This window comes from Klebsiella sp. BIGb0399 (assembly GCF_003752615.1).
GTDB classification, from domain to species: Bacteria; Pseudomonadota; Gammaproteobacteria; order Enterobacterales; family Enterobacteriaceae; genus Klebsiella; species Klebsiella lignicola.
On sequence record NZ_RKHT01000005.1, the window covers coordinates 1,281,440 to 1,304,149 of the forward strand.

16 protein-coding genes, 2 tRNA genes and 4 other RNA genes are annotated in these 22,710 nt (G+C 52.9%); 10 read left to right on the plus strand and 12 right to left on the minus strand.

Going from position 1 to position 22,710, the window contains the following annotated elements:
- Positions 1–11: 11 nt before the first annotated feature.
- The 4 genes from oppC to EDF82_RS06485 form a co-directional block, all read right to left on the minus strand.
- Positions 12–920 carry an oligopeptide ABC transporter permease OppC gene (gene oppC, locus EDF82_RS06465; RefSeq protein ID WP_123754738.1) on the minus strand — a complete coding sequence of 303 codons (909 nt, stop codon included), beginning with the start codon at positions 918–920 and terminating at the stop codon, positions 12–14.
- A 14-nt stretch (positions 921–934) separates the two neighbouring features.
- The gene (gene oppB / locus EDF82_RS06470; RefSeq protein WP_123754739.1) at positions 935–1,855 is read right to left on the minus strand and encodes an oligopeptide ABC transporter permease OppB; all 921 of its coding nucleotides are present in this window, start codon (positions 1,853–1,855) and stop codon (positions 935–937) included.
- Between the two features lie 84 nt (positions 1,856–1,939).
- Positions 1,940–3,571: an oligopeptide ABC transporter substrate-binding protein OppA gene (gene oppA, locus EDF82_RS06475; RefSeq protein WP_123754740.1), complete on the minus strand. Its 1,632-nt coding sequence runs from the start codon at positions 3,569–3,571 to the stop codon at positions 1,940–1,942.
- A gap of 746 nt (positions 3,572–4,317) precedes the next feature.
- Entirely contained in the window at positions 4,318–4,965 is a 648-nt protein-coding gene (locus EDF82_RS06485) for a YchE family NAAT transporter (RefSeq protein ID WP_123754742.1), read from the minus strand.
- A 475-nt stretch (positions 4,966–5,440) separates the two neighbouring features.
- Here EDF82_RS06485 and adhE point away from each other — a divergent pair, with 475 nt between their 5' ends.
- Complete coding sequence (adhE, locus tag EDF82_RS06490; protein WP_123754743.1) at positions 5,441–8,119, plus strand: bifunctional acetaldehyde-CoA/alcohol dehydrogenase; 2,679 nt, start codon at positions 5,441–5,443, stop codon at positions 8,117–8,119.
- Between the two features lie 293 nt (positions 8,120–8,412).
- On the opposite strand, the gene tdk is transcribed toward adhE, so the two are convergent.
- Positions 8,413–9,030 (minus strand): thymidine kinase, encoded by a 618-nt coding sequence (tdk, locus tag EDF82_RS06495; RefSeq protein ID WP_123754744.1) that lies wholly within the window; start codon positions 9,028–9,030, stop codon positions 8,413–8,415.
- Positions 9,031–9,586: 556 nt separating this feature from the next.
- On the opposite strand from tdk, the gene hns reads away from it, so the two are divergent.
- Entirely contained in the window at positions 9,587–9,994 is a 408-nt protein-coding gene (hns, locus tag EDF82_RS06500) for a histone-like nucleoid-structuring protein H-NS (protein ID WP_004863421.1), read from the plus strand.
- Between the two features lie 131 nt (positions 9,995–10,125).
- Here the strand turns inward: hns and galU are convergent, their stop codons facing one another.
- The 3 genes from galU to rssA form a co-directional block, all read right to left on the minus strand.
- Positions 10,126–11,028: a UTP--glucose-1-phosphate uridylyltransferase GalU gene (gene galU / locus EDF82_RS06505; protein ID WP_123754745.1), complete on the minus strand. Its 903-nt coding sequence runs from the start codon at positions 11,026–11,028 to the stop codon at positions 10,126–10,128.
- Between the two features lie 196 nt (positions 11,029–11,224).
- Entirely contained in the window at positions 11,225–12,238 is a 1,014-nt protein-coding gene (rssB, locus tag EDF82_RS06510; RefSeq protein ID WP_123754746.1) for a two-component system response regulator RssB, read from the minus strand.
- 90 nt (positions 12,239–12,328) lie between these two features.
- Positions 12,329–13,225 carry a patatin-like phospholipase RssA gene (gene rssA / locus EDF82_RS06515; protein ID WP_123754747.1) on the minus strand — a complete coding sequence of 299 codons (897 nt, stop codon included), beginning with the start codon at positions 13,223–13,225 and terminating at the stop codon, positions 12,329–12,331.
- A gap of 110 nt (positions 13,226–13,335) precedes the next feature.
- Between rssA and EDF82_RS06520 the strand changes: the two genes are divergently transcribed.
- The 8 genes from EDF82_RS06520 to EDF82_RS06555 all read left to right on the plus strand — a co-directional run bounded on the left by EDF82_RS06520 (position 13,336) and on the right by EDF82_RS06555 (position 15,735).
- Positions 13,336–13,794: a YchJ family protein gene (locus EDF82_RS06520; RefSeq protein ID WP_123755497.1), complete on the plus strand. Its 459-nt coding sequence runs from the start codon at positions 13,336–13,338 to the stop codon at positions 13,792–13,794.
- Between the two features lie 42 nt (positions 13,795–13,836).
- Positions 13,837–14,679, plus strand: a complete 843-nt coding sequence (purU, locus tag EDF82_RS06525; RefSeq protein WP_123754748.1) for a formyltetrahydrofolate deformylase — start codon at positions 13,837–13,839, stop codon at positions 14,677–14,679.
- A 159-nt stretch (positions 14,680–14,838) separates the two neighbouring features.
- Positions 14,839–14,923: transfer RNA gene (locus EDF82_RS06530), tRNA-Tyr, on the plus strand.
- A 36-nt stretch (positions 14,924–14,959) separates the two neighbouring features.
- Positions 14,960–15,044, plus strand: a tRNA-Tyr gene (locus EDF82_RS06535).
- A 46-nt stretch (positions 15,045–15,090) separates the two neighbouring features.
- Positions 15,091–15,218: non-coding RNA, RtT sRNA (locus EDF82_RS06540), on the plus strand.
- A 46-nt stretch (positions 15,219–15,264) separates the two neighbouring features.
- Positions 15,265–15,392: non-coding RNA, RtT sRNA (locus EDF82_RS06545), on the plus strand.
- 46 nt (positions 15,393–15,438) lie between these two features.
- A non-coding RNA gene (locus tag EDF82_RS06550) (RtT sRNA) lies at positions 15,439–15,566 on the plus strand.
- A 44-nt stretch (positions 15,567–15,610) separates the two neighbouring features.
- Positions 15,611–15,735, plus strand: a non-coding RNA gene (locus tag EDF82_RS06555) — RtT sRNA.
- Positions 15,736–16,006: 271 nt separating this feature from the next.
- Here the strand turns inward: EDF82_RS06555 and narI are convergent.
- Genes narI through EDF82_RS06575 form a run of 4 tightly spaced genes read right to left on the minus strand, consistent with a single transcriptional unit; the run spans position 16,007 to position 22,666 of the window.
- Entirely contained in the window at positions 16,007–16,684 is a 678-nt protein-coding gene (gene narI / locus EDF82_RS06560; RefSeq protein WP_123754749.1) for a respiratory nitrate reductase subunit gamma, read from the minus strand.
- Positions 16,684–17,394: a nitrate reductase molybdenum cofactor assembly chaperone gene (narJ, locus tag EDF82_RS06565; protein WP_123754750.1), complete on the minus strand. Its 711-nt coding sequence runs from the start codon at positions 17,392–17,394 to the stop codon at positions 16,684–16,686. Before narJ ends, narI begins: the two co-directional genes overlap by 1 nt.
- A complete protein-coding gene (narH, locus tag EDF82_RS06570; RefSeq protein ID WP_123754751.1) occupies positions 17,391–18,926 on the minus strand; it encodes a nitrate reductase subunit beta in 1,536 nt (511 codons plus the stop codon). Before narH ends, narJ begins: the two co-directional genes overlap by 4 nt.
- Entirely contained in the window at positions 18,923–22,666 is a 3,744-nt protein-coding gene (locus EDF82_RS06575) for a nitrate reductase subunit alpha (protein ID WP_123754752.1), read from the minus strand. Before EDF82_RS06575 ends, narH begins: the two co-directional genes overlap by 4 nt.
- Positions 22,667–22,710: the final 44 nt, after the last annotated feature.

The window sequence follows — 22,710 nt, forward strand, 5'->3', positions numbered from 1 at the left end:
GACGGCGCTCCTTAACGGTCTTTCGGGTCGAGGGCATCACGCAGGCCATCGCCGATAAAGTTGAAACAGAACAGCGTTACCACCAGGAAACCGGCAGGGAACAGCAGCAGCCATGGCGACACTTCCATGGAGTTAGCACCATCACTGAGTAATGCGCCCCAACTGCTCAGCGGCTCCTGGGTTCCCAGACCAAGGAAGCTTAAGAAGGATTCAAACAGGATCATGCTCGGCACCAGCAGCGAGGCGTACACCACCACCACCCCCAGCACGTTCGGCACGATATGGCGAACCACAATATTAAAGGTGGATACCCCGCCAACCTGCGCTGCTTCGATAAACTCTTTACGCTTCAGGCTCAGCGTCTGGCCGCGCACGATACGCGCCATATCCAGCCAGGAGACCATCCCAATAGCCACGAAAATCAGCAGGATGTTCTGACCAAAGAAGGTGACCAGCAGGATAACGAAGAACATGAACGGGAAGGAGTTGAGGATCTCCAGCAGACGCATCATCACCGAATCCACTTTGCCGCCCAGGTAGCCGGAGAGCGAACCGTAGAGCGTCCCCAGCACCACCGCCACCAGCGCGGCAGCCACACCAACCATCAGCGAGATACGCCCACCGATCGCCACGCGAACCAGCAGGTCACGGCCGGAGGAGTCGGTGCCAAAGTAGTGGCCGGACTCCATCTCCGGTGCGCTGGACATCATGCCCCAGTCGGTATCAAAGTAGGAGAACTGGGATACCATCGGCGCAATGGTCACGAACAGCGCGATAATCACCAGCACAATCAGGCTGGCAACCGCGGCGCGGTTATGCATAAAGCGGCGGCGGGCGTCCTGCCACAGGCTACGCCCCTCAACTTCGAGCTTTTCACTGAAGTTTTCCAGCGCTTCGCTATTTTTCTTACTTAACATCATGGCGAACCCCGGCTTCAGTAGCGAATCTTCGGATCGATGACGGCATACAGCACGTCAACAATCGCGTTAAACAGAATAGTCAGCGCGCCGACCAGAATGGTCAGACTCAACACCAGCGAATAGTCGCGGTTCAACGCGCCATTCACGAACAGCTGACCAATTCCCGGAAGACCGTAGATCGTTTCGATGACCATTGAGCCGGTGATGATCCCAACAAACGCGGGCCCCATATAAGAAAGGACCGGCAACAGTGCAGGCTTCAGCGCATGGCGGAAGATAATCCGGCGCATCGGCAGCCCTTTCGCCCTGGCGGTACGGATGAAGTTAGAGTGCAGAACTTCAATCATTGAGCCACGGGTAATACGCGCGATACTGGCGATATAGGCTAACGACAGGGCCACCATCGGCAGGATCATAAATTTCAACGCCCCACCGTTCCAGCCTCCGCCGGGCAGCCAGTGCAAGGTGATGGCGAATATCATCACCAGCAGCGGCGCGACCACGAAACTGGGTATCACAACCCCGGTCATGGCCACCCCCATCACCGCATAATCCCACTTGGTGTTTTGTTTCAGTGCCGCAATCACCCCCGCCGTCACGCCGAGAATGACCGCTAACAAAAAGGCGGCAAGACCTAATTTGGCAGAGACCGGGAAGCTCGAGGCCACCAGATCGTTTACCGAATAGTCTTTGTATTTAAAAGAAGGACCGAAATCACCGTGCGCCAGTTGTTTCAGATAATGAAAATACTGGGTCATGATGGGGTCATTTAAATGGTATTTGGCTTCGATATTCGCCATGACTTCCGGCGGCAGCGTGCGTTCACCAGTGAATGGACTCCCCGGTGCAAGACGCATCATGAAGAAAGAAATAGTAATTAGAATGAATAGCGTCGGAATCGCTTCCAGACAGCGACGAAATATAAATTTTAACATTGCCCGTACCTTCTGGCCTGTGCCTATCGAGTGCGATGAATTCAGACACGGTGGGGCAAGCTGAGCCTGCCCCACGTATTGCCATTAATGTTTGATAATATACAGATTTTTAACGTAGATATTATCTAACGGGTCTTTACCGGTGTAGCCACCAACCCACGGTTTAACCAGACGGGCGTTGACATAATAGAACACCGGTACGATCACAGAGTCTTTATCCAGCTGTTGTTCCGATTGCGCGTACAGGTCTGCACGTTTCGCATCATCAGTGGTCTGCAGGGTTGCAGCGATGATCTTATCGAAGGCCGGGCTCTTATAATGAGAGGTGTTGTTTGAGCTGTCGCTCAACATGGTATTAAGGAAGGAAGTCGGTTCGTTGTAATCTGCACACCAGCCGGCACGCGCCACATCGAAGGTCCCCTGATGACGATTATCGAGGAAGGTTTTCCATTCCTGATTTTCCAGCTTCACGTTGGCACCCAGATTTTTCTTCCAGATGGAGGCAACGGCAATCGCCAGTTTTTTATGCAAATCAGAGGTGTTATACAGCAGATTAAAGGTCAGCGGTTTATCAGCGGTATATCCCGCTTCAGCCAGCAGTTTTTTCGCTTCTTCGTTACGCTTGTCCTGAGTCCAGTTGAACCACTCTGGTTTAACAACTTTCATTCCATCGGTATATGGCGGCGTATAGCTATAAGCCGGCAGGTCGCCCTGGTTTTTCACTTTATTGACAATGATGTCGCGATCCAGCGCCATTTTAAGGGCGGTACGAACACGCACGTCGGTAAACGGTGCTTTCTGGTTATTAATTTCGTAGTAATAGGTGCACAGATACGGATCGACGTGAACTTCTTTCGGGATCTCTTTCTTCAGTTTCTGGAACAGTTCAATCGGCATGTTGTTATAGGTCATGTCGATTTCGCCGCTGCGATAACGGTTAACGTCAGTCACTTCCGAAGAAATCGGCAGGTAGGTAACCTGATTAACGACCGTTTTTGCGTTATCCCAGTAGTTGGTATTACGCTCAAGCACAATACGCTCGTTCACCACCCAGTCTTTCAGTTTATAAGCGCCGTTGGTGACGATATTGGCAGGCTGGGTCCACTTCTCACCGTATTTTTCAATAGCGGCTTTAGGGACCGGAGAAACTGATGGGTGAACCAGCAGTTTATAGAAATAAGGAACCGGTTCGCTCAGCGTGACTTCGAAGGTTTTATCATCGATGGCTTTCACGCCCAGGTCGCTGGTCGGTTTTTTGCCGGCGATAATCTCATCGACATTCAGCACGTGGCCATATTGCAGGTAGCTGGCGTAAGGGGAAGCGGTTTTTGGATCAGCCAGGCGCTGCCAGCTGTAAACGAAATCTTGTGCGGTGACCGGCGAACCGTCGGACCATTTTGCATCTTTGCGAATATGGAACGTCCAGACTTTAAAATCTTTATTATCCCAGGACTCCGCCACGCCAGGAATTGGATGGCCTTCTACATCGCCGATCACTAATCCTTCAAACAAATCGCGGTTAATGTTGGATTCCGGCACGCCTTCAATTTTATGCGGATCCAGCGATTGCACTTCTGCGCCGTTATTACGAACCAGCGTTTGCTTGTCCGCCAGCTGCACTCCAGCAGGTACATCTGCCGCCATGGCAACATTGGCGGTAATTAGCGCAGAGAGAACCCCTGCAGCTACCAGACTTTTTTTGGTGATGATGGTCATTGTGTTGTTACTCCATTCATTATAATTACTGGCTATTTAACCAGCCTGTTTTTTTCCCCTTGCGGGATTCTGTACAGTGCAGGAGTTTTTGCTGCTGTCAGACTTTACTGCTTGCTATCACCGACTTATTTATTACGGCCGCTCAAACGGCAGCCTTAGCGTCGATTCTTTCACCCGCTTATTCAGGGTGGCCGCAATGAGTTAATTAATAATGATTCTCATTTACGTATATTTTTGAGCGAAGGATCAGGCCGGAAAATATCAAAAGGCCATCACCACCGCCAATGCAATTTGCAAATATGTTACCGAATTCTCTTTTATCTTTTTTCTTACCCTGCCGCCCTGTCCTGCTTTCAAAACCCTGGCAGAGTAAAGCACTTATATTTCATACAGATAAATTTTCAGCCTTCGCTCAGAGCCCCGGCAACGTGGCGATGATGCTTTTTTGTACGAAAATTTAACAATCGATTATTTTTTAGCACATTCATCTGCTCTGATAGTGAAATTACTAATATCATTTCAATTATCCAACGGCAAGCACCAGAGAATGATGTGAAGAAAATAACAGTTGTTACGAAGAGGATAAAGCGAGGAAAACAGAGAATAAATTCGATAACCACATGATAATAAAAGATAAAAACAAATATTGCGGAAAAGTATTTTACGCGCCCATATCAGCTATATTGATATGTTTTGCTAATAATTAAAAAAGGCGGAGCGCTGGGCTCCGCCGGATGTCAGTCGGCTTACCCCACCAGACCCGGAAACAGGGCTTTAATACCGGTGACGATAAACTCAATACCCAGCGCCATCAGCAACAGACCCATAATACGGGTGATGACGTTGATTCCCGTCTGCCCGAGCAGGCGAACCAGCCATGGCGCCATGCGGAAAATACCCCAACAGCACAGCGCAAACAGCGCAATCGCGACCGAGAAACCAAACAGGTGCGCCACGGTGTGATAGCGAGTCCCCCAGACGATGGTCGAACTGATCGCCCCTGGCCCGGCCATTAACGGCAATGCCAGCGGCACAACGCCAATGCTTTCACGAATCGCGGTTTCTGATTTTTCCTGCTTGTTTTGTTTATCCTCGCCCAGTTTGCCGCTGATCATCGACATCGCGATGGTCACCACCAGGATCCCGCCGGCAATACGGAATGAATCAATAGAAATGCCGAAGACCTGCAATATGGCGTCGCCGAGGAACAGTGAAGTCCACAAAATGATGGCGACGGAAAGGTTTGCCGTCAGGTTGGTTTTATTGCGGATCGCCGCCGTCTGGTAGCTGGTCATACTAATGAAGACGGGAATGATGCCGACCGGGTTTACCAGCGCAAATAACCCGATGAAAAACTTGAAGTAAGCTGAAAAATCAAACAACGGTTGGATCACAGTGCGCTCCGCAGCATCATTAATAATGGCTGTTGACAGTTAGTCACATAAAATATTCGCGCAGAAGATACGCTTTTTGGCAGCATAATTCATCTCAAATGTGCGTATAACTGTGACAAAACCGGATGTTATATATTTGTTTCCGCCATGCTACTTACTCACTTATTTTGCATAATTATTATTACACTTGATTTGACCGGTCAATAAACAGCCAGCTGAAAGGTGTCAGCTTCACGTAAACTTGATCTAAATCACGTAAATCGTACTCAGAAGTGAGTAACCTTGTTCACACCAAAGAGTGCAAAACAGCGGTACCTGAGAGGCAACACCGACAAGCTTATTTAGTAAATCAATGAAGCCAGCAGCGTCTAAATCGCCCCCTTAACATTTAGATGCAAGCTGTTAACAGGCTGACTATACTGTCGAATCGAGCTACTGATTTACTAAAAAAGTTTAACATTATCAGGAGAGCATTATGGCTGTTACTAATGTCGCTGAACTTAACGCACTCGTAGAGCGCGTAAAAAAAGCCCAGCGTGAATATGCCAGTTTCACTCAAGAACAAGTTGATAAGATCTTCCGTGCTGCCGCTTTGGCTGCCGCAGATGCTCGAATCCCTCTCGCTAAAATGGCCGTTGCCGAATCCGGCATGGGCATTATCGAAGACAAGGTCATCAAAAACCACTTCGCTTCCGAATACATCTATAACGCATATAAAGATGAAAAGACCTGCGGTGTTCTCTCTGAAGACGACACTTTCGGTACTATCACCATCGCCGAACCAATCGGTATTATCTGCGGTATCGTTCCGACGACTAACCCGACTTCCACAGCAATCTTTAAATCACTGATTAGCCTGAAGACGCGTAACGCGATCATCTTCTCCCCACATCCGCGTGCTAAAGATGCAACCAACAAAGCCGCTGATATCGTGCTGCAGGCTGCTATCGCCGCTGGCGCACCGAAAGATCTGATCGGTTGGATCGACCAGCCTTCCGTTGAACTGTCTAACGCGCTGATGCATCACCCGGACATTAACCTGATCCTCGCGACCGGTGGTCCAGGCATGGTTAAAGCAGCATACAGCTCCGGTAAACCTGCTATCGGTGTTGGTGCAGGTAACACGCCGGTTGTTATCGACGAAACCGCTGATATCAAACGTGCCGTAGCTTCTGTACTGATGTCTAAAACCTTCGATAACGGCGTTATCTGTGCTTCTGAACAGTCCGTTGTAGTCGTTGACTCCGTATATGACGCCGTTCGCGAGCGTTTCGCCAGCCATGGCGGCTACATGCTGCAGGGCAAAGAGCTGAAAGCAGTTCAGGACATCATCCTGAAAAATGGCGCACTGAACGCCGCTATCGTTGGTCAGCCGGCAGCCAAAATTGCTGAACTGGCAGGCTTCACCGTTCCGGCTACCACCAAGATCCTGATTGGTGAAGTAACCGACGTTGATGAAAGCGAACCGTTTGCTCACGAAAAACTGTCTCCGACGCTGGCAATGTACCGCGCGAAGAACTTCGAAGACGCTGTTGATAAAGCTGAAAAACTGGTTGCGATGGGCGGTATCGGTCATACCTCTTGCCTGTACACCGACCAGGATAACCAGCCGGCTCGCGTGACCTACTTCGGTCAGATGATGAAAACCGCACGTATCCTGATTAACACCCCGGCATCTCAGGGTGGTATCGGTGACCTGTATAACTTCAAGCTTGCACCTTCCCTGACTCTGGGTTGTGGTTCCTGGGGTGGTAACTCCATCTCTGAAAACGTTGGTCCGAAACACCTGATCAACAAGAAAACCGTTGCTAAGCGAGCTGAAAACATGTTGTGGCACAAACTTCCGAAATCTATCTACTTCCGTCGTGGCTCACTGCCAATCGCACTGGATGAAGTGATTACTGATGGTCACAAACGCGCGCTGATCGTGACTGACCGCTTCCTGTTCAACAACGGCTATGCTGACCAGATCACCTCTGTGCTGAAAGCATCTGGCGTTGAAACCGAAGTCTTCTTTGAAGTTGAAGCTGACCCGACACTGACCGTTGTCCGTAAAGGTGCCGACCTGGCGAACTCCTTCAAACCTGACGTTATCATCGCCCTGGGCGGTGGTTCCCCGATGGATGCGGCCAAAATTATGTGGGTGATGTACGAGCACCCGGAAACCCACTTCGAAGACCTGGCGCTGCGCTTTATGGACATCCGTAAACGTATCTACAAGTTCCCGAAAATGGGCGTTAAAGCAAAAATGATCGCGGTCACCACCACTTCCGGTACCGGTTCTGAAGTCACTCCGTTTGCGGTCGTTACCGACGATGCAACCGGTCAGAAATATCCGCTGGCAGACTACGCGCTGACTCCGGATGTGGCGATTGTTGATGCTAACCTCGTCATGGATATGCCGAAATCACTGTGTGCATTCGGTGGTCTCGATGCGGTGACTCACGCCCTGGAAGCTTACGTTTCCGTACTGGCTTCTGAGTTCTCCGACGGTCAGGCTCTGCAGGCTCTGAAACTGCTGAAAGAGTACCTGCCAGCGTCTTACCACGAAGGTTCTAAGAACCCGGTAGCACGTGAGAAAGTACACAGTGCAGCGACTATCGCCGGTATCGCGTTTGCTAACGCCTTCCTGGGTGTATGTCACTCCATGGCACACAAACTGGGTTCTCAGTTCCACATTCCGCACGGTCTGGCTAACGCCCTGCTGATCAGCAACGTTATCCGTTACAACGCGAACGATAACCCGACCAAGCAGACTGCATTCAGCCAGTACGACCGTCCGCAGGCACGTCGTCGTTACGCTGAAATTGCTGACCACCTGGGCCTGAGCGCACCTGGCGACCGTACCGCAGCGAAAATTGAAAAACTGCTGGCATGGCTGGAAAGCATTAAAGCTGAACTGGGTATTCCTAAATCTATCCGTGAAGCTGGCGTGCAGGAAGCTGACTTCCTGGCCCACGTTGACAAGCTGTCTGAAGATGCCTTCGATGACCAGTGCACCGGCGCTAACCCGCGTTACCCACTGATCTCCGAGCTGAAACAGATTCTGCTGGATACCTACTACGGTAACGAGTTCAGCGAAGGTGAAGCGGCTGCGAAGAAAGAAACCGCAGCAGCGCCGAAAGCCGATAAAAAAGCGAAAAAATCCGCTTAATCGACCCGGTTAACACCGCTACAAGCCTCATCTTCGGATGGGGCTTTTTTTATGCTTCGCCTTGCCGAATATGCCCCGCCTCGACGCTGAATAACACAGACTCACTTTCCTGAGTGATGTTCTGCAACAGGATCGACTCCCTCGCCGGGACAGGCTCGGGTGAAGCCATTATCATGGGTGCTCTGTACAATAAGAAGTGCGTCTATGAGACGGAGAGATAATCGACGATGGCAGGCAGGAACGGAACACAGGCGCCGTCGCTGCGCGCCTGTGCGGTTATTATCGCAGCAGCCTTAGCCGCCGCGAGATTTACTCTGTACCAGCGTGAGGGAACCCTCGCTCAACGCTTCTTTATAATGCTTACGGCAAACGGAAACATAACGTTCATTCCCGCCAATCACCACCTGTTCACCTTCATTGTAAGGCCGTCCTTCTTGATCGAGACGCAGCACCATACTGGCCTTACGGCCGCAGAAACAGATCGTTTTTAATTCAACCAGCTTATCGGACCAGGCTAATAAATACTGGCTGCCGATAAACAGTTCGCCGCGAAAATCAGTCCGCAATCCGTAGCACAACACCGGAATATCCAGTTGATCGACAACTTCAGATAATTCATGTACCTGCTCACGGGTAAGGAACTGGCTTTCATCCACCAGAACGCAGTGAACAGGCTGCTTCGCGTGTTCGCTGGCAATATCGGTGAAGAGCGATGTCTGAGGGTTAAACAGCCGGGCTGGCGACGAGAGACCGATTCGTGAGCTGACTTTTCCAGAACCAAAACGGTTATCAATTTCGGCGGTATAAACCAGGGCGCGCATGCCACGTTCCTGGTAATTGTATGACGACTGCAACAAGGCCGTCGACTTACCTGCATTCATTGCAGAATAGTAAAAATAAAGTTGAGCCATTGGCTGCCTAACCCCAATCAGTATGTTTTATCGCGGCGGGATTGTAGCATATTTTCTACTGTTATCGGTCTTTTCAGCATCACCGTTGCGCTGAATGTGAGCCTGCCGGCATCCTGATAGATTAAGGATTTTTAATGAATATTGCCGGCGATCATTTGCTCAACCCGGACGCCATCGCCGCTAATGATTGTCCTTTCGTGCGAATCATCCGATTTCGCAGGTAGCGATAACGCGATTTCCTCACGCATTATATTAACGATTACCCCAACTAATACGCTATTACTCAAGAGGGATATTTATCCCTGCAAAGTATAATTTTACTCCCGGACCATCGAGAAAAGCATACTATCTCAGGGTTTTAGCTAAGGTTTTACCCTGAGCTATAAGCGAAAAAGATGTGAACTCGCACGAGAAATTTAACTTAAATTAATTAATTATCGAGACAAATAACAAGTAATTTTGAATTACTTACATTCTACCCTATTGCACATCTGATTATATCGCTCTATTATTACTTCAACAAACCACCCCACAATATAAGTTTGAGATTACTACAATGAGCGAAGCACTTAAAATTTTGAACAACATCCGTACTCTTCGTGCGCAGGCGAGAGAATGCACCCTTGAAACGCTAGAAGAAATGCTGGAAAAATTAGAAGTTGTTGTTAACGAACGCCGCGAAGAAGAAAGCGCTGCAGCTGCAGAAATTGAAGAGCGTACTCGTAAACTTCAACAATACCGTGAAATGCTGATTGCTGATGGTATTGACCCGAATGAACTGCTGAGCACCATGGCAGCGGTTAAAGCGGGTACTAAAGCTAAGCGTGCTGCACGCCCGGCTAAATACAGCTACGTTGATGAGAACGGCGAAACCAAAACCTGGACCGGCCAGGGCCGTACCCCGGCAGTGATCAAAAAAGCAATGGACGAGCAGGGTAAAACCCTGGACGACTTCCTGCTGTAATTGAAGATCGTATTTGAAGAATCCCGCTTCGGCGGGATTTTTTTTGTCTCGCGGATGCCACCGGTAATCTCAGGGTATAAAAAAACCGGAAAGCGAACTCGCCTCCCGGTTATCTGCTCAGTAGAAAACGATTACTTAGCTACAGCGTTTTCCAGCCAGGCTTTAAAATCCTCGCCCAGGGTTTTATGACGAATGCCATATTCCACAAACGCCTGCATATAACCCAGTTTATTACCGCAGTCGTGGCTCTTGCCTTTCATGTGATAGGCTTCAACGGTTTCTTTGGCGATCAGCATATCGATCGCATCGGTCAGCTGAATTTCATCCCCGGCTCCCGGAGGGGTTTTAGCCAGCAGCGGCCAAATATCCGCGCTCAGTACATAACGGCCTACCACTGCAAGGTTAGACGGCGCCACATCGGCTTTTGGTTTTTCAACCACGCCAACCATCGGCACGCTTTCACCCGGTTGCAGAGATTCGCCTTTGCAGTCAACAACGCCGTATGCCGTGACATCAGCAACTGGCTCAACCATAATCTGGCTGGATCCGGTTTCATCGAAACGGGAGATCATTTCAGCCAGGTTATCACGGGAAAGATCGGATTCAAATTCATCCAGAATAACGTCAGGCAGAATAACCGCAACCGGCTCATCACCGACGACCGGATGTGCGCACAGCACCGCATGACCCAGCCCTTTCGCCAGACCCTGGCGAACCTGCATAATGGTCACGTGCGGCGGACAAATAGATTGAACCTCTTCCAGCAGCTGGCGTTTTACACGTTTTTCCAGCATCGCTTCCAGTTCAAAACTGGTATCGAAATGGTTTTCAATAGAGTTTTTCGAAGAGTGAGTGACCAGAACAATTTCAGTAATCCCAGCCGCAATACACTCATTTACAACATATTGAATTAAAGGCTTATCTACCAGTGGCAGCATTTCTTTCGGAATAGCTTTAGTAGCGGGTAGCATCCTGGTGCCTAATCCCGCAACCGGGATAACAGCTTTTCTTACTTTAGAATTAATGGCAGCCATTGAAATCTCCTGGACTGTTCGTTTTTTAAACTTTTCGTTAATAATAACGGTATGAGTATATCAGTCCGCTCAGGCAAACCTGGTCAGAAAGGTTTGGATTCCCTCGAATTAGGACTATTACTTATAAACTTCAATGATAGTACCACCGCAAAAGATTGGCCGGTAATCCCATCAGATTAAAAAAATACACAATTGTTCATTCCGCAGACAACATCAGGCGTAAACGCCCCCCTGCCCCCCAAATTTGGCACTGCCACGATATGCAGCGTTGGCTAATTTGGTTGAGATAAGCATTGCCCAGCGTCCCCAACGGGACACCGTTACTGATCTGAATTTGATGTTCCCCGGTATTCAGTGTGCCATTCAGCCCCGCAGACACCAGAATCAAATTTTTCAAACCACTGTGGTAATACCCCACCAGCAATGGAAATTGTCCGGGCAGGTTCGCCTGACGCAGTAATTGGTTGACCTGTTTTAACAGGCTGCCCATTTCCGGCAAACGTTGTCCCTGATGAGCAAGTTGCTCCTGCAGTAAGCCATTAAACAGCGCCCGCAGCAGCAACGCCGCGAGGACACCATTATCACCTGCTCGTGTGACATCCAGACAGTAGAAAGCCAGATCGTTTTCAGATAATGGGGCAATATCCAGCACCAGACCGGGTCGGTCTGCCGATACCAGCTGGCGATAGTGAATACGACACTTCGATATCTCCTGTTGAACCGGCGGCTGGAGCTCCTGCAATAACCGTGATGCTGCGGTCGGATCGCTCACCAGCGCATCCCAGTCTTCAAACAAACGCTCTTCTTCTTCAACCCGCGAGCTGAACATATTGGGGTACAGGCAGGCATACACCGTTTCCCGCAGGCGATTGAAATCTTTCACCGGCTTTAACAGCACATCCTGAACACCCAGCCGCAGCGCTTTGGCGATATCAGCCATGTTTTCCGTTGCCGATATCATCAGAATCGGTAATTGCTCGCCCCGGTTACGCAGATGCTCAACCAGTTCAAGACCGTTCATGCGCGGCATGGAGATGTCACAAATCATCAGGTCGGGCTTTGACTCGGCCATTTTCTGGAGCGCATCAACGCCATCCTCCGCCTGCACCGTTGCGGCGCCCAGTGAGGTTAGCCAGGAGTGCAAGAGTGAGCGGAAAACGGCTTCGTCTTCAACTATCAGAATCAGTTTTCCCGCCAATGGCTGCGTCATGATCTCTCCTCTGACTGACGATGACTAAATAGTGGCATGCAATTCACACTATCGCCTGTCAGAATTTACTTAAGTCTAAGTCAAATGGTGTCACACCGCAGTGGGAACCAGGGGTAATAATTCATCCATTTTCTTTTCAACAGACAAATATCCGGCAGCAATCGCTTCACCGGCGCGATGAAAATCAAGCGTGGAGATTTGCGGACAGAATGGTTGCAGCAGAATGTCGGGTGGATCGCCCGCCATACGATTGCGTTTCAGGCGATTTTCCAGCACCTGAATAGAGGTGGACATGATTTCCATGGCGGTCGGGGTCGCGGCGCGACGGGAGGTCATTCCGCTAAGGCGTGCACGAATGCGCGCATGCCAGGAGAAATCCTTGTCGTCTTCCAGCTGCGGCTTTTCGAGTGACCACATATCTTGCTGCATCAGATGCGCGTCGTGCTGTAGGTCGACGGCAATCACGATATCAGCGCCCAGCGCCCGGGCCAGGGAGACCGGTACGGGATTGACCACCGCGCCGTCCACCAGCCAGTAGCCATTATGCATCACCGGAGACATCAGGCCCGGCATACTGCAGGAGGCGCGCACCGCCTGGTGCAAATCGCCCTCGGTGAACCACAGCTCACGGCCGGTGCTTAAGTTGGTCGCCACCGCAGCAAAGCGACGGTCGCAGAGCTCGATCTCGGAAACAGGCATGACACGTCGGAACTGATTGAATACGCGTTCACCGCGCAGCAGGCCACCGCGACGCCAGGACAGATCCATCAGCCGCAGTACATCCCAGTTATTAAAGGAACAGACCCATTTCTCCAGCGCCGGAAGACGGTTGCAGGCATACGCGGCGCCCACCAGCGCACCAATGGAGCATCCTGCGACGATATCGACTTCAATACCCGCGCGCTGCAGTGCCTTAATGACACCAATATGCGACCATCCACGGGCCGCTCCTGCGCCTAACGCCAGACCAATCTTAAGCTTTCTCATTATTCCCGATATACTTCCTTCCGCTGCGAACATAGCATCATTGCTACAGCTCAGTTAACATAAAACAGGTTGGCGCCACTGCGCCGTGAATTTTTTCCATGGAGGCCGATTTGTCGCCATTATGCCCTTGTGGCAGCGCTCAGGAGTATAGCTCATGTTGTCAGCGATATCTGACCGGCTCACTGCTTGCGCCAGAGCCATCACACTTGATGCGCTCCCGATACAGTGCGTTTGTCATGAAGGATGCCGATTACCTGATCAAAACCTGGCACCCGTCCTGCCAGCCGCAGCTGTTCCGTGCCGATCTGGAAAAGGGCTTCGGCAAAACACACTGGCAAGGCTTAACGGTATTCGCTGCCGATGAAGGCAGCCATCCCGACGAGGGCTTTGTCAGTTTCGTCGCTCGGTTTGATGAAGATAACCGCCCCGGCGCCATAATTGAACGTTCCAGATTCTTAAAAGAAAAGGGACAGTGGTACTATATCGACGGTACACGACCACTGTTTGGTCGTAACGACCCCTGCCCTTGTGGTTCAGGTAAAAAATTTAAAAAATGCTGTGGCCAGTAATACGGCACCGGCAATAGCAAACACTACAGGATTTTCCTCGCGATGCATTCATTACAACGTAAAGTACTACGCACCATTTGCCCTGATCAGAAAGGACTCATCGCGCGTATCACGAACATTTGCTACAAGCACGAACTGAACATTGTTCAGAATAACGAGTTCGTCGATCACCGCACCGGCCGCTTCTTTATGCGTACCGAGCTGGAAGGGATTTTTAATGATGCCATTTTACTGGCAGATCTCGACAGCGCGCTGCCGGAAGGTTCCATTCGCGAGCTGACCCCAGCCGGCCGCCGCCGGGTCGTCATTCTGGTGACCAAAGAGGCACATTGCCTGGGCGATCTGTTGATGAAGGCCAACTATGGCGGCCTGGATGTCGAAATCGCCGCCGTCATCGGCAACCATGAAACGCTGCGTACGCTGGTTGAGCGTTTTGACATTCCGTTCCAGCTGGTAAGCCACGAAGGCCTGACCCGCGAAGAGCACGACAAGCAGATGGGCGACGCCATTGAGTCTTATGCTCCGGACTACGTGGTGCTGGCGAAATATATGCGGGTGCTGACGCCGGAATTTGTTTCCCGCTTCCCGAACCAGATTATCAATATCCACCACTCCTTCCTGCCGGCCTTTATCGGCGCCCGTCCTTATCATCAGGCTTATGAGCGTGGTGTAAAAATCATCGGTGCGACCGCCCACTACGTCAACGACAACCTGGACGAAGGCCCGATCATTATGCAGGACGTGATTCACGTCGATCACACCTATACCGCTGAAGATATGATGCGCGCAGGGCGCGATGTTGAAAAGAATGTGTTGAGCCGCGCGCTCTATAAGGTTCTGGCCCAGCGCGTGTTCGTCTACGGCAACCGAACGATTATTCTTTAATCAATAGTAAAATGAACTGGTTAGCTTTACGCCTTTGCGCATAAATTTCAGGCAACCAGTTTATTTTTCTCAACGGAAAGCTTTACAGGGGCGCGTCATTTGATATGATGCGCCCCGCTTCCCCAGAAGGAAGCAGGCCAGTAATAAGCATTACCCCGTGGTGGGGTTCCCGAGCGGCCAAAGGGAGCAGACTGTAAATCTGCCGTCATCGACTTCGAAGGTTCGAATCCTTCCCCCACCACCATCTCAAAGCATTACCTCTACAATATGAATTACCCCTGGCGGGGTTCCCGAGCGGCCAAAGGGAGCAGACTGTAAATCTGCCGTCATCGACTTCGAAGGTTCGAATCCTTCCCCCGCCACCATCACTTCCTTGCACTCCCCCAGCTAAACCAAACACTAAAGCTTTATATTCTGCCCATGCAGGGAAGGATGAGAAGCTTCGACTAAGGTTCGATTCGAGCGCCAGCGAGAAAGCGTTGCCGCAGGCAACGACCCGAATGGCGAGGCGCAGCCGAGTCATCCTTCCCCCGCCACCATCACTTCCTTGCACTACCCCAGCTAAACCAAACACTAAAGCTTTATATTCTGCCCATGCAGGGAAGGATGAGAAGCTTCGACTAAGGTTCGATTCGAGCGCCAGCGAGAAAGCGTTGCCGCAGGCAACGACCCGAAGGGCGAGGCGCAGCCGAGTCATCCTTCCCCCGCCACCATCACTTCCTTGCACTACCCCAGCTAAACCAAACACTAAAGCTTTATATTCTGCCCATGCAGGGAAGGATGAGAAGCTTCGACTAAGGTTCGATTCGAGCGCCAGCGAGAAAGCGTTGCCGCAGGCAACGACCCGAAGGGCGAGGCGCAGCCGAGTCATCCTTCCCCCGCCACCATCTATTTATAAATAACTTAAACCAAATCAATCCTCCGAATCACTTATTATTCCGTACAGGGAAGGATGAGAAGCTTCGACTAAGGTTCGATTCGAGCGCCAGCGAGAAAGCGTTGCCGTAGGCAACGACCCGAAGCGTGTAGCGCTAAGTCATCCTCCCTCATTTCCCCAGCTCTGTTTTGTATTTCTGCCATAGGTATCCCGGCGGGGGGGGGGGGGGGGGGGGGGGAAAAAAAAAGAGAAAGAAGGAAGGCGCGAAGGCCCCGCCCCCCCCTTTTTTTTTTTCCTCCCCCACTTAGCCCCCGCGGGGGGCGGCGCGGCCCCGAAAAACAAACCATGCTCCGCGCCCCCGGCCGCGCGCCCCCCGCCGCCGGGAAAGCACCGGTATTCAGGTATAAAAAAACCCCACCGAAGTAGGGTTTAGCATCATACAAAATAGTATCAGCGACGAGCGCGAACAATCTGGTATTTGCGGGTCAGGTACTCCACCGGCACGCTCCAGATATGCACCAGACGCGAGAACGGGAACAGCACAAACAGCGTCATACCGAGCACCAGGTGCATGCGGAAGATAAACGCCACGCCGTCGAGGTGTGCCGACGCACCACCGTGGAAGGTCACCACCGACTGCGCCCAGCCGACCAGCTTCATCATTTCACTGCCGTCCATATGCTGAGCCGAGAACGGAATCGTCAGCAGACCCAGCGTACACTGGATAACCAGCACCGACATCACCAGAATGTCTGCCCCGGTCGTGGTGGCACGAATGCGCGGATTGAACAGGCGGCGTTTGAGCAGCAAAATACCGCCGACCAGACACATCAGCCCCGCCGCACCGCCGCCAAACATCGCCATCTTCTGCTTCACTTCAAGCGGCAGCCAGGCTTCATACATCCAGTGCGGAGTCAGCATCCCAAAAGCATGACCCGCAATTACGCCGAGGATCCCAATATGGAACAGGTTCGACGCCAGGTTCATCCCTTTTCTATCCAGCATCTGGCTGGAGGCGGCACGCCAGGTATATTGCCCGTAGTCGTAACGCAGCCAGCTCCCCACAAGGAATACGGCCCCGGCAATATACGGATAGATGTCAAAGAAGAACATATTCAGGAAGTGCATTATTGCTGTCCTCCGTTAGAGATATTCAAATATTGCGGGGCAACGGCTCCGGCAAAACGACGCTGGTGAGCGGCGATATCTGATTCAGCGCAGCCCTGATCGGCAAAGAATTTCACCTGTTCTTCTTCCCACACCGCATCCAGCGCCTGCGGCGTATCATCGCGGGCCTCATCGGCAATTTTCTCCGCCACCTGCTGACTGTCTACCTGGGTGTTGGCCAGCGTCAGCAGCAGTTCAAACAGCACCGCATAATGGCTTTCACGCTGCCGCAGACGGGCGCTGAGCAGACCGAGGATCGGCGCCACATCCTGCAGCCCGGCAATGGCTTCGTCCGCAGGCAGCTGTGCAAGATACTCCAGATACAGCGGGAGATGGTCCGGCAGCTCGCGGCTGTCGAGGGCCAGGCCGTGGCGCTCATACTGCGCCATCAGGTCCACCATCGCCTGACCACGATCGCGGGATTCACCGTGAACATGTTCAAACAACAGCAGAGACGTTGCCCGGCCGCGATCGAACAGTTCGCTGTAATACGCCTGCGCGTCCAGCGGATCCTGGGCGGTCAAATCACGCAGGAAAACGCCCAGTTGCTGGGCATCCTCTTTGCTCAGCGTTTCCGAGGACGCCAGCGCCTCGAACAGCTCCTGCTGATGTTGCCACAGGGCAGCATCCGGGTACTCCAGCAGGCGCGACACAATGACGAGTTCAATCATGAGTGCGGCTCCGTTTTGCTGGTGACATTGATGGCATCGATGCGACGGCTGTTGAACAGATTGAACTTGCTGTCTGAACCATGGCAGCCATCACCAAAGGTAAAGCCGCAGCCACGCTGTTCCGGGAAAGCATCGCGAGCCTGCTCACGATGGCTGCTCGGGACCACGAAGCGATCTTCGTAGTTTGCAATCGCCAGGTAGCGGTACATCTCCTGCGCCTGCGCTTCGGTCAGACCGACCTCTTCCAGCGCACGAGTATCAACCACGCCATCCACGCTTTCTGCACGTTTAAAGTGACGCATGGCCAGCATGCGTTTCAGCGCCAGCAGTACCGGCTGGGTATCCCCGGCGGTCAGCAGGTTAGCCAGGTACTGGACCGGAATACGCAGACTTTCAACATCCGGCAGGATCCCGTTACTGCCCAGCTCGCCGGCATCGGCCGCAGACTGAATCGGTGACAGCGGCGGCACGTACCAGACCATCGGCAGCGTGCGATATTCCGGGTGCAGCGGCAGCGCCAGCTTCCAGTCCATCGCCATTTTGTACACCGGCGACTGCTGCGCAGCTTCAATTACGCCCTGCGGAACGCCATCTTTCAGCGCCTGCTCGATGACTTTCGGGTCGTTCGGGTTGAGGAACACGTCCAGCTGACGCTGATACAGATCCTGCTCGTTCTCGGTGCTGGCGGCATTTTCAATCGCATCAGCGTCATACAGCAGCACGCCGAGGTAGCGAATACGTCCGACGCAGGTTTCAGAACAGACGGTCGGCATCCCGGATTCGATACGCGGATAACAGAAGATGCACTTCTCGGACTTACCGCTCTTCCAGTTGAAGTAGATCTTTTTGTACGGGCAGCCGGTAATACACATCCGCCAGCCGCGGCACTTATCCTGATCGATCAGCACGATGCCATCTTCTTCACGCTTATAGATGGCGCCGCTCGGGCAGGTCGCTACACAGGCCGGGTTCAGGCAGTGTTCGCACAGGCGCGGCAAATACATCATGAAGGTGTTTTCGAACTGGCCGTACATCGCCTTCTGCATGTTGTCGAAATTGCGGTCCCTGGACAGCTTTTCAAACTCACCGCCAAGGTCATCTTCCCAGTTCGGACCGCTGGTGATCTTGTCCATCCGTTGCCCGGTGATCAGCGAACGCGGGCGGGCGATCGGCTGATGTTTGCTCTCCGGTGCGGCATGCAGGTTCTGGTAGTCGAAATCAAAAGGCTCGTAGTAATCATCGATGCCCGGCAGATGCGGGTTGGCGAAGATTTTACCCAGCAGCATTGCACGGTTGCCCATGCGCGGCTGCAGTTTGCCGTTGATTTTACGGATCCAGCCGCCTTTCCATTTCTCCTGGTTTTCCCAGTCGTTCGGGAAACCAACGCCAGGCTTGGTTTCGACGTTATTGAACCAGGCGTACTCCGTCCCTTCGCGACTGGTCCAGACGTTTTTACAGGTGACTGAGCAGGTATGACAGCCGATGCATTTATCGAGATTCAGCACCATGCCGACTTGTGAACGAATTTTCATTTTACGCTCTCCTGTACCTGGTCATTACCTTCACCATCCAGCCAGTTAATATTCTTCATCTTGCGTACCACCACGAACTCATCGCGGTTAGAGCCCACGGTGCCGTAATAGTTAAAGCCGTAAGCCAGCTGCGCGTAGCCGCCGATCATATGGGTCGGCTTCGGCGTAATGCGCGTCACCGAGTTATGGATCCCGCCGCGTTGGCCGGTAATTTCCGAGCCTGGCAGATTCACAATACGTTCCTGGGCGTGGTACATCATGGTCATCCCCGCCGGTACACGCTGGCTGACGACCGCACGTGCGGTCAGCGCCCCGTTGCTGTTGAAGACTTCAATCCAGTCGTTATCCTCAATGCCCAGCTCTTTGGCATCGGCTTCGCTCATCCAGACGATCGGGCCGCCGCGTGACAGGGTCAGCATCAGCAGGTTGTCGCTGTAGGTCGAGTGGATACCCCATTTCTGGTGCGGCGTCAGGAAGTTCAGCGCCTTCTCCGGGTTGCCGTTAGACTTCTCGCCCATCACCGCTTTCACCGAACGGGTATCGATCGGCGGACGGTACACCAGCAGGCTCTCACCGAAATCACGCATCCACTGATGGTCCTGATACAAGGACTGGCGACCGGACAGGGTCCGCCACGGAATCAGCTCGTGCACGTTGGTATAGCCGGCGTTATAGGAAACATGTTCATCTTCAAGGCCAGACCAGGTCGGGCTGGAGATGATTTTGCGCGGCTGGGCCTGAATATCGCGGAAACGAATTTTCTCGTCTTCTTTATTCAGTGCCAGATGGGTATGGTCGCGACCGGTAAACTCACTGAGCGCAGCCCAGGCTTTCACCGCGACCTGACCGTTGGTTTCTGGGGCCAGCGTCAGGATCATCTCGGCGGCATCAATCGCCGTATTCAGCATCGGCTGACCTTTAGCCGGACCGTCGGCCTTGGTGTAATTCAGCTTACGCAGCAGGTCCATCTCGCTCTGGGTATTCCAGGCGATGCCCTTACCGCCGTTACCGATCTTCTCCATCAGCGGGCCGATAGAGGTAAAGCGCTCATAGGTCGCCGGGTAGTCACGTTCTACCGGAATAATGTGCGGCGCGGTTTTGCCTGGGATCAGGTCGCACTCGCCTTTTTTCCAGTCCTTGACGTCGAGCGGCTGCGCCATTTCAGCGGCGGAGTCATGCTGAATCGGCAGCGTGACCACATCGGTCTCTTTGCCAAGATGGCCCACGCAGACTTCGGAGAATTTCTTCGCGATGCCTTTGTAGATTTCCCAGTCGCTTTTTGATTCCCACGCCGGGTCGACGGCGGCAGACAGCGGATGAATAAAGGGATGCATATCCGAAGTATTCATGTCGTCTTTTTCGTACCAGGTCGCCGTCGGCAGCACGATGTCGGAATACAGGCAGGTGCTCGACAGACGGAAGTCCAGCGTCACCACCAGATCCAGCTTGCCGTCGAGACCGTTATCGTGCCACTCCACCTCTTCTGGCTTCACGCCGCCCTGCTTGCCGAGATCCAGTCCCTGAATACCGTGCTCGGTACCCAGCAGATACTTCAGCATGTATTCGTGGCCTTTACCGGAAGAGCCCAGCAGGTTAGAGCGCCAGATAAACAGGTTACGCGGGTGGTTCTTGCCGTTTTCAGGTTGTTCGGCGGCAAAACGAATCGTGCCGTCTTTCAGTGCCTTAACGGTGTAATCGACAGGCGTCATCCCGGCCTGTTTCGCGGCGTCAGCAATGCGCAGCGGGTTGGTGCCCAGCTGCGGCGCTGATGGCAGCCAGCCCATACGTTCTGCACGGACGTTAAAGTCCAGCAGATGGCCGCTATAGCGCGATTTATCCGCCAGCGGCGACAGCAGCTCCTGAGCGGTTACCGACTCGTAGCGCCACTGGCTGGAGTGATTATAGAAGTACGACGTACTGTTCATATGACGCGCCGGACGCTGCCAGTCGAGAGCAAACGCCAGCGGCTGCCAGCCGGTCTGCGGACGCAGTTTTTCCTGGCCGACATAGTGCGCCCAGCCGCCGCCACTCTGACCCACGCAGCCGCAGAAAATCAGCATGTTGATCAGGCCGCGATAGTTCATATCGAGGTGATACCAGTGGTTCAGACCGGCACCGACGATAATCATGGAACGCCCGTGGGTCTTATCGGCATTATCGGCAAATTCGCGAGCGGTACGGATAATCTGCGTCCGGGAAACACCGGTGATTTTCTCAGCCCAGGCCGGGGTGTAGGCCTTGACGTCATCGTAGCTGCTGGCGCAGTTTTCATCGCCGAGACCGCGATCCAGGCCATAGTTCGCCAGGGTCAGGTCATACACGGTGGTGACCAGCGCGCTGGTACCATCGGCCATCTGCAGGCGTTTCACCGGCAGCTTGTGCAGCAGCACGTTTTCCAGTTCTACTTTATTGAAATGCTCGGTGCCGTCGCCGCCAAAATACGGGAAGCCCACATTCGCAATATCGTCATGGCCGCCCAGCAGGCTCAGACGCAGCGCGACCTCTTCGCCAGTGCCGCCATCACGCTGCTCAAGGTTCCACTTACCTTTATCACCCCAGCGGAAGCCGATTGAACCGTTCGGCACGGTCATTTCGCCCTTTTCATCAAAGGCAACGGTCTTCCACTCCGGGTTCTGCTGCTGGCCCAACGCATCGACCAGATCCGCCGCGCGCAGCATACGGCCCGCCGCGTAGTAACCGTCACGCTCTTCGAGCATCACCAGCATCGGCATATCGGTGTAACGACGGACATAATCGGTGAAGTACTGGCTCGGCTGATCGAGATGGAATTCGCGCAGCATAACGTGGCCCATCGCCAGCGCCATTGCCGCATCGGTGCCCTGCTTCGGCGCCAGCCACAGATCGCACAGCTTGGCGATTTCGGCGTAATCCGGAGTGATGGCGACGGTTTTGGTCCCTTTGTAGCGCACTTCCGTAAAGAAGTGAGCATCCGGGGTACGGGTCTGCGGCACGTTGGAGCCCCAGGCGATGATATAGCTGGAGTTATACCAGTCGGCCGATTCCGGGACGTCGGTCTGCTCGCCCCAGGTCTGCGGGGAAGCCGGCGGCAGATCGCAGTACCAGTCGTAGAAGCTCAGGCAGGTCCCGCCAATCAGTGACAGATAGCGCGCGCCGGAAGCATACGACACCATCGACATCGCCGGGATCGGCGAGAATCCCGCCACGCGGTCAGGACCATAGGTTTTCACGGTATAGACATTGGAAGCGGCAATCAGCTCGTTCACTTCCTGCCATGAGGAGCGCACGAAGCCACCGCGACCACGCGCCTGTTTGAAACTTTTGGCTTTATCGGCATCTTCAATAATCGATGCCCAGGCATCCACCGGATCGCGATGCTGAACCTTCGCTTCACGCCACATTTTCATCAGGCGTTTACGCATCAGCGGATACTTAAGACGGTTGGCGCTGTAGAGATACCAGGAGTAGCTGGCGCCGCGTGGGCAGCCGCGTGGCTCATGGTTTGGCATATCCGGGCGGGTACGCGGATAGTCGGTTTGCTGGGTTTCCCAGGTCACCAGACCATTTTTGACATAAATCTTCCAGCTACAAGAGCCGGTGCAGTTAACCCCGTGAGTGGAGCGCACAACTTTGTCATGCTGCCAGCGCTGGCGGTATCCCTCCTCCCAGTCCCGGTTAGTGTGTAGAAGCTGGCCGTGGCCATCGGCAAAGGTTTCACCCTTCTGTTTGAAGTAGCGAAACCGGTCCAGGAACTTACTCATCGGGTTTCTCCTGTATGGAGCCTGGCGGCTCTCTGATAAATCGA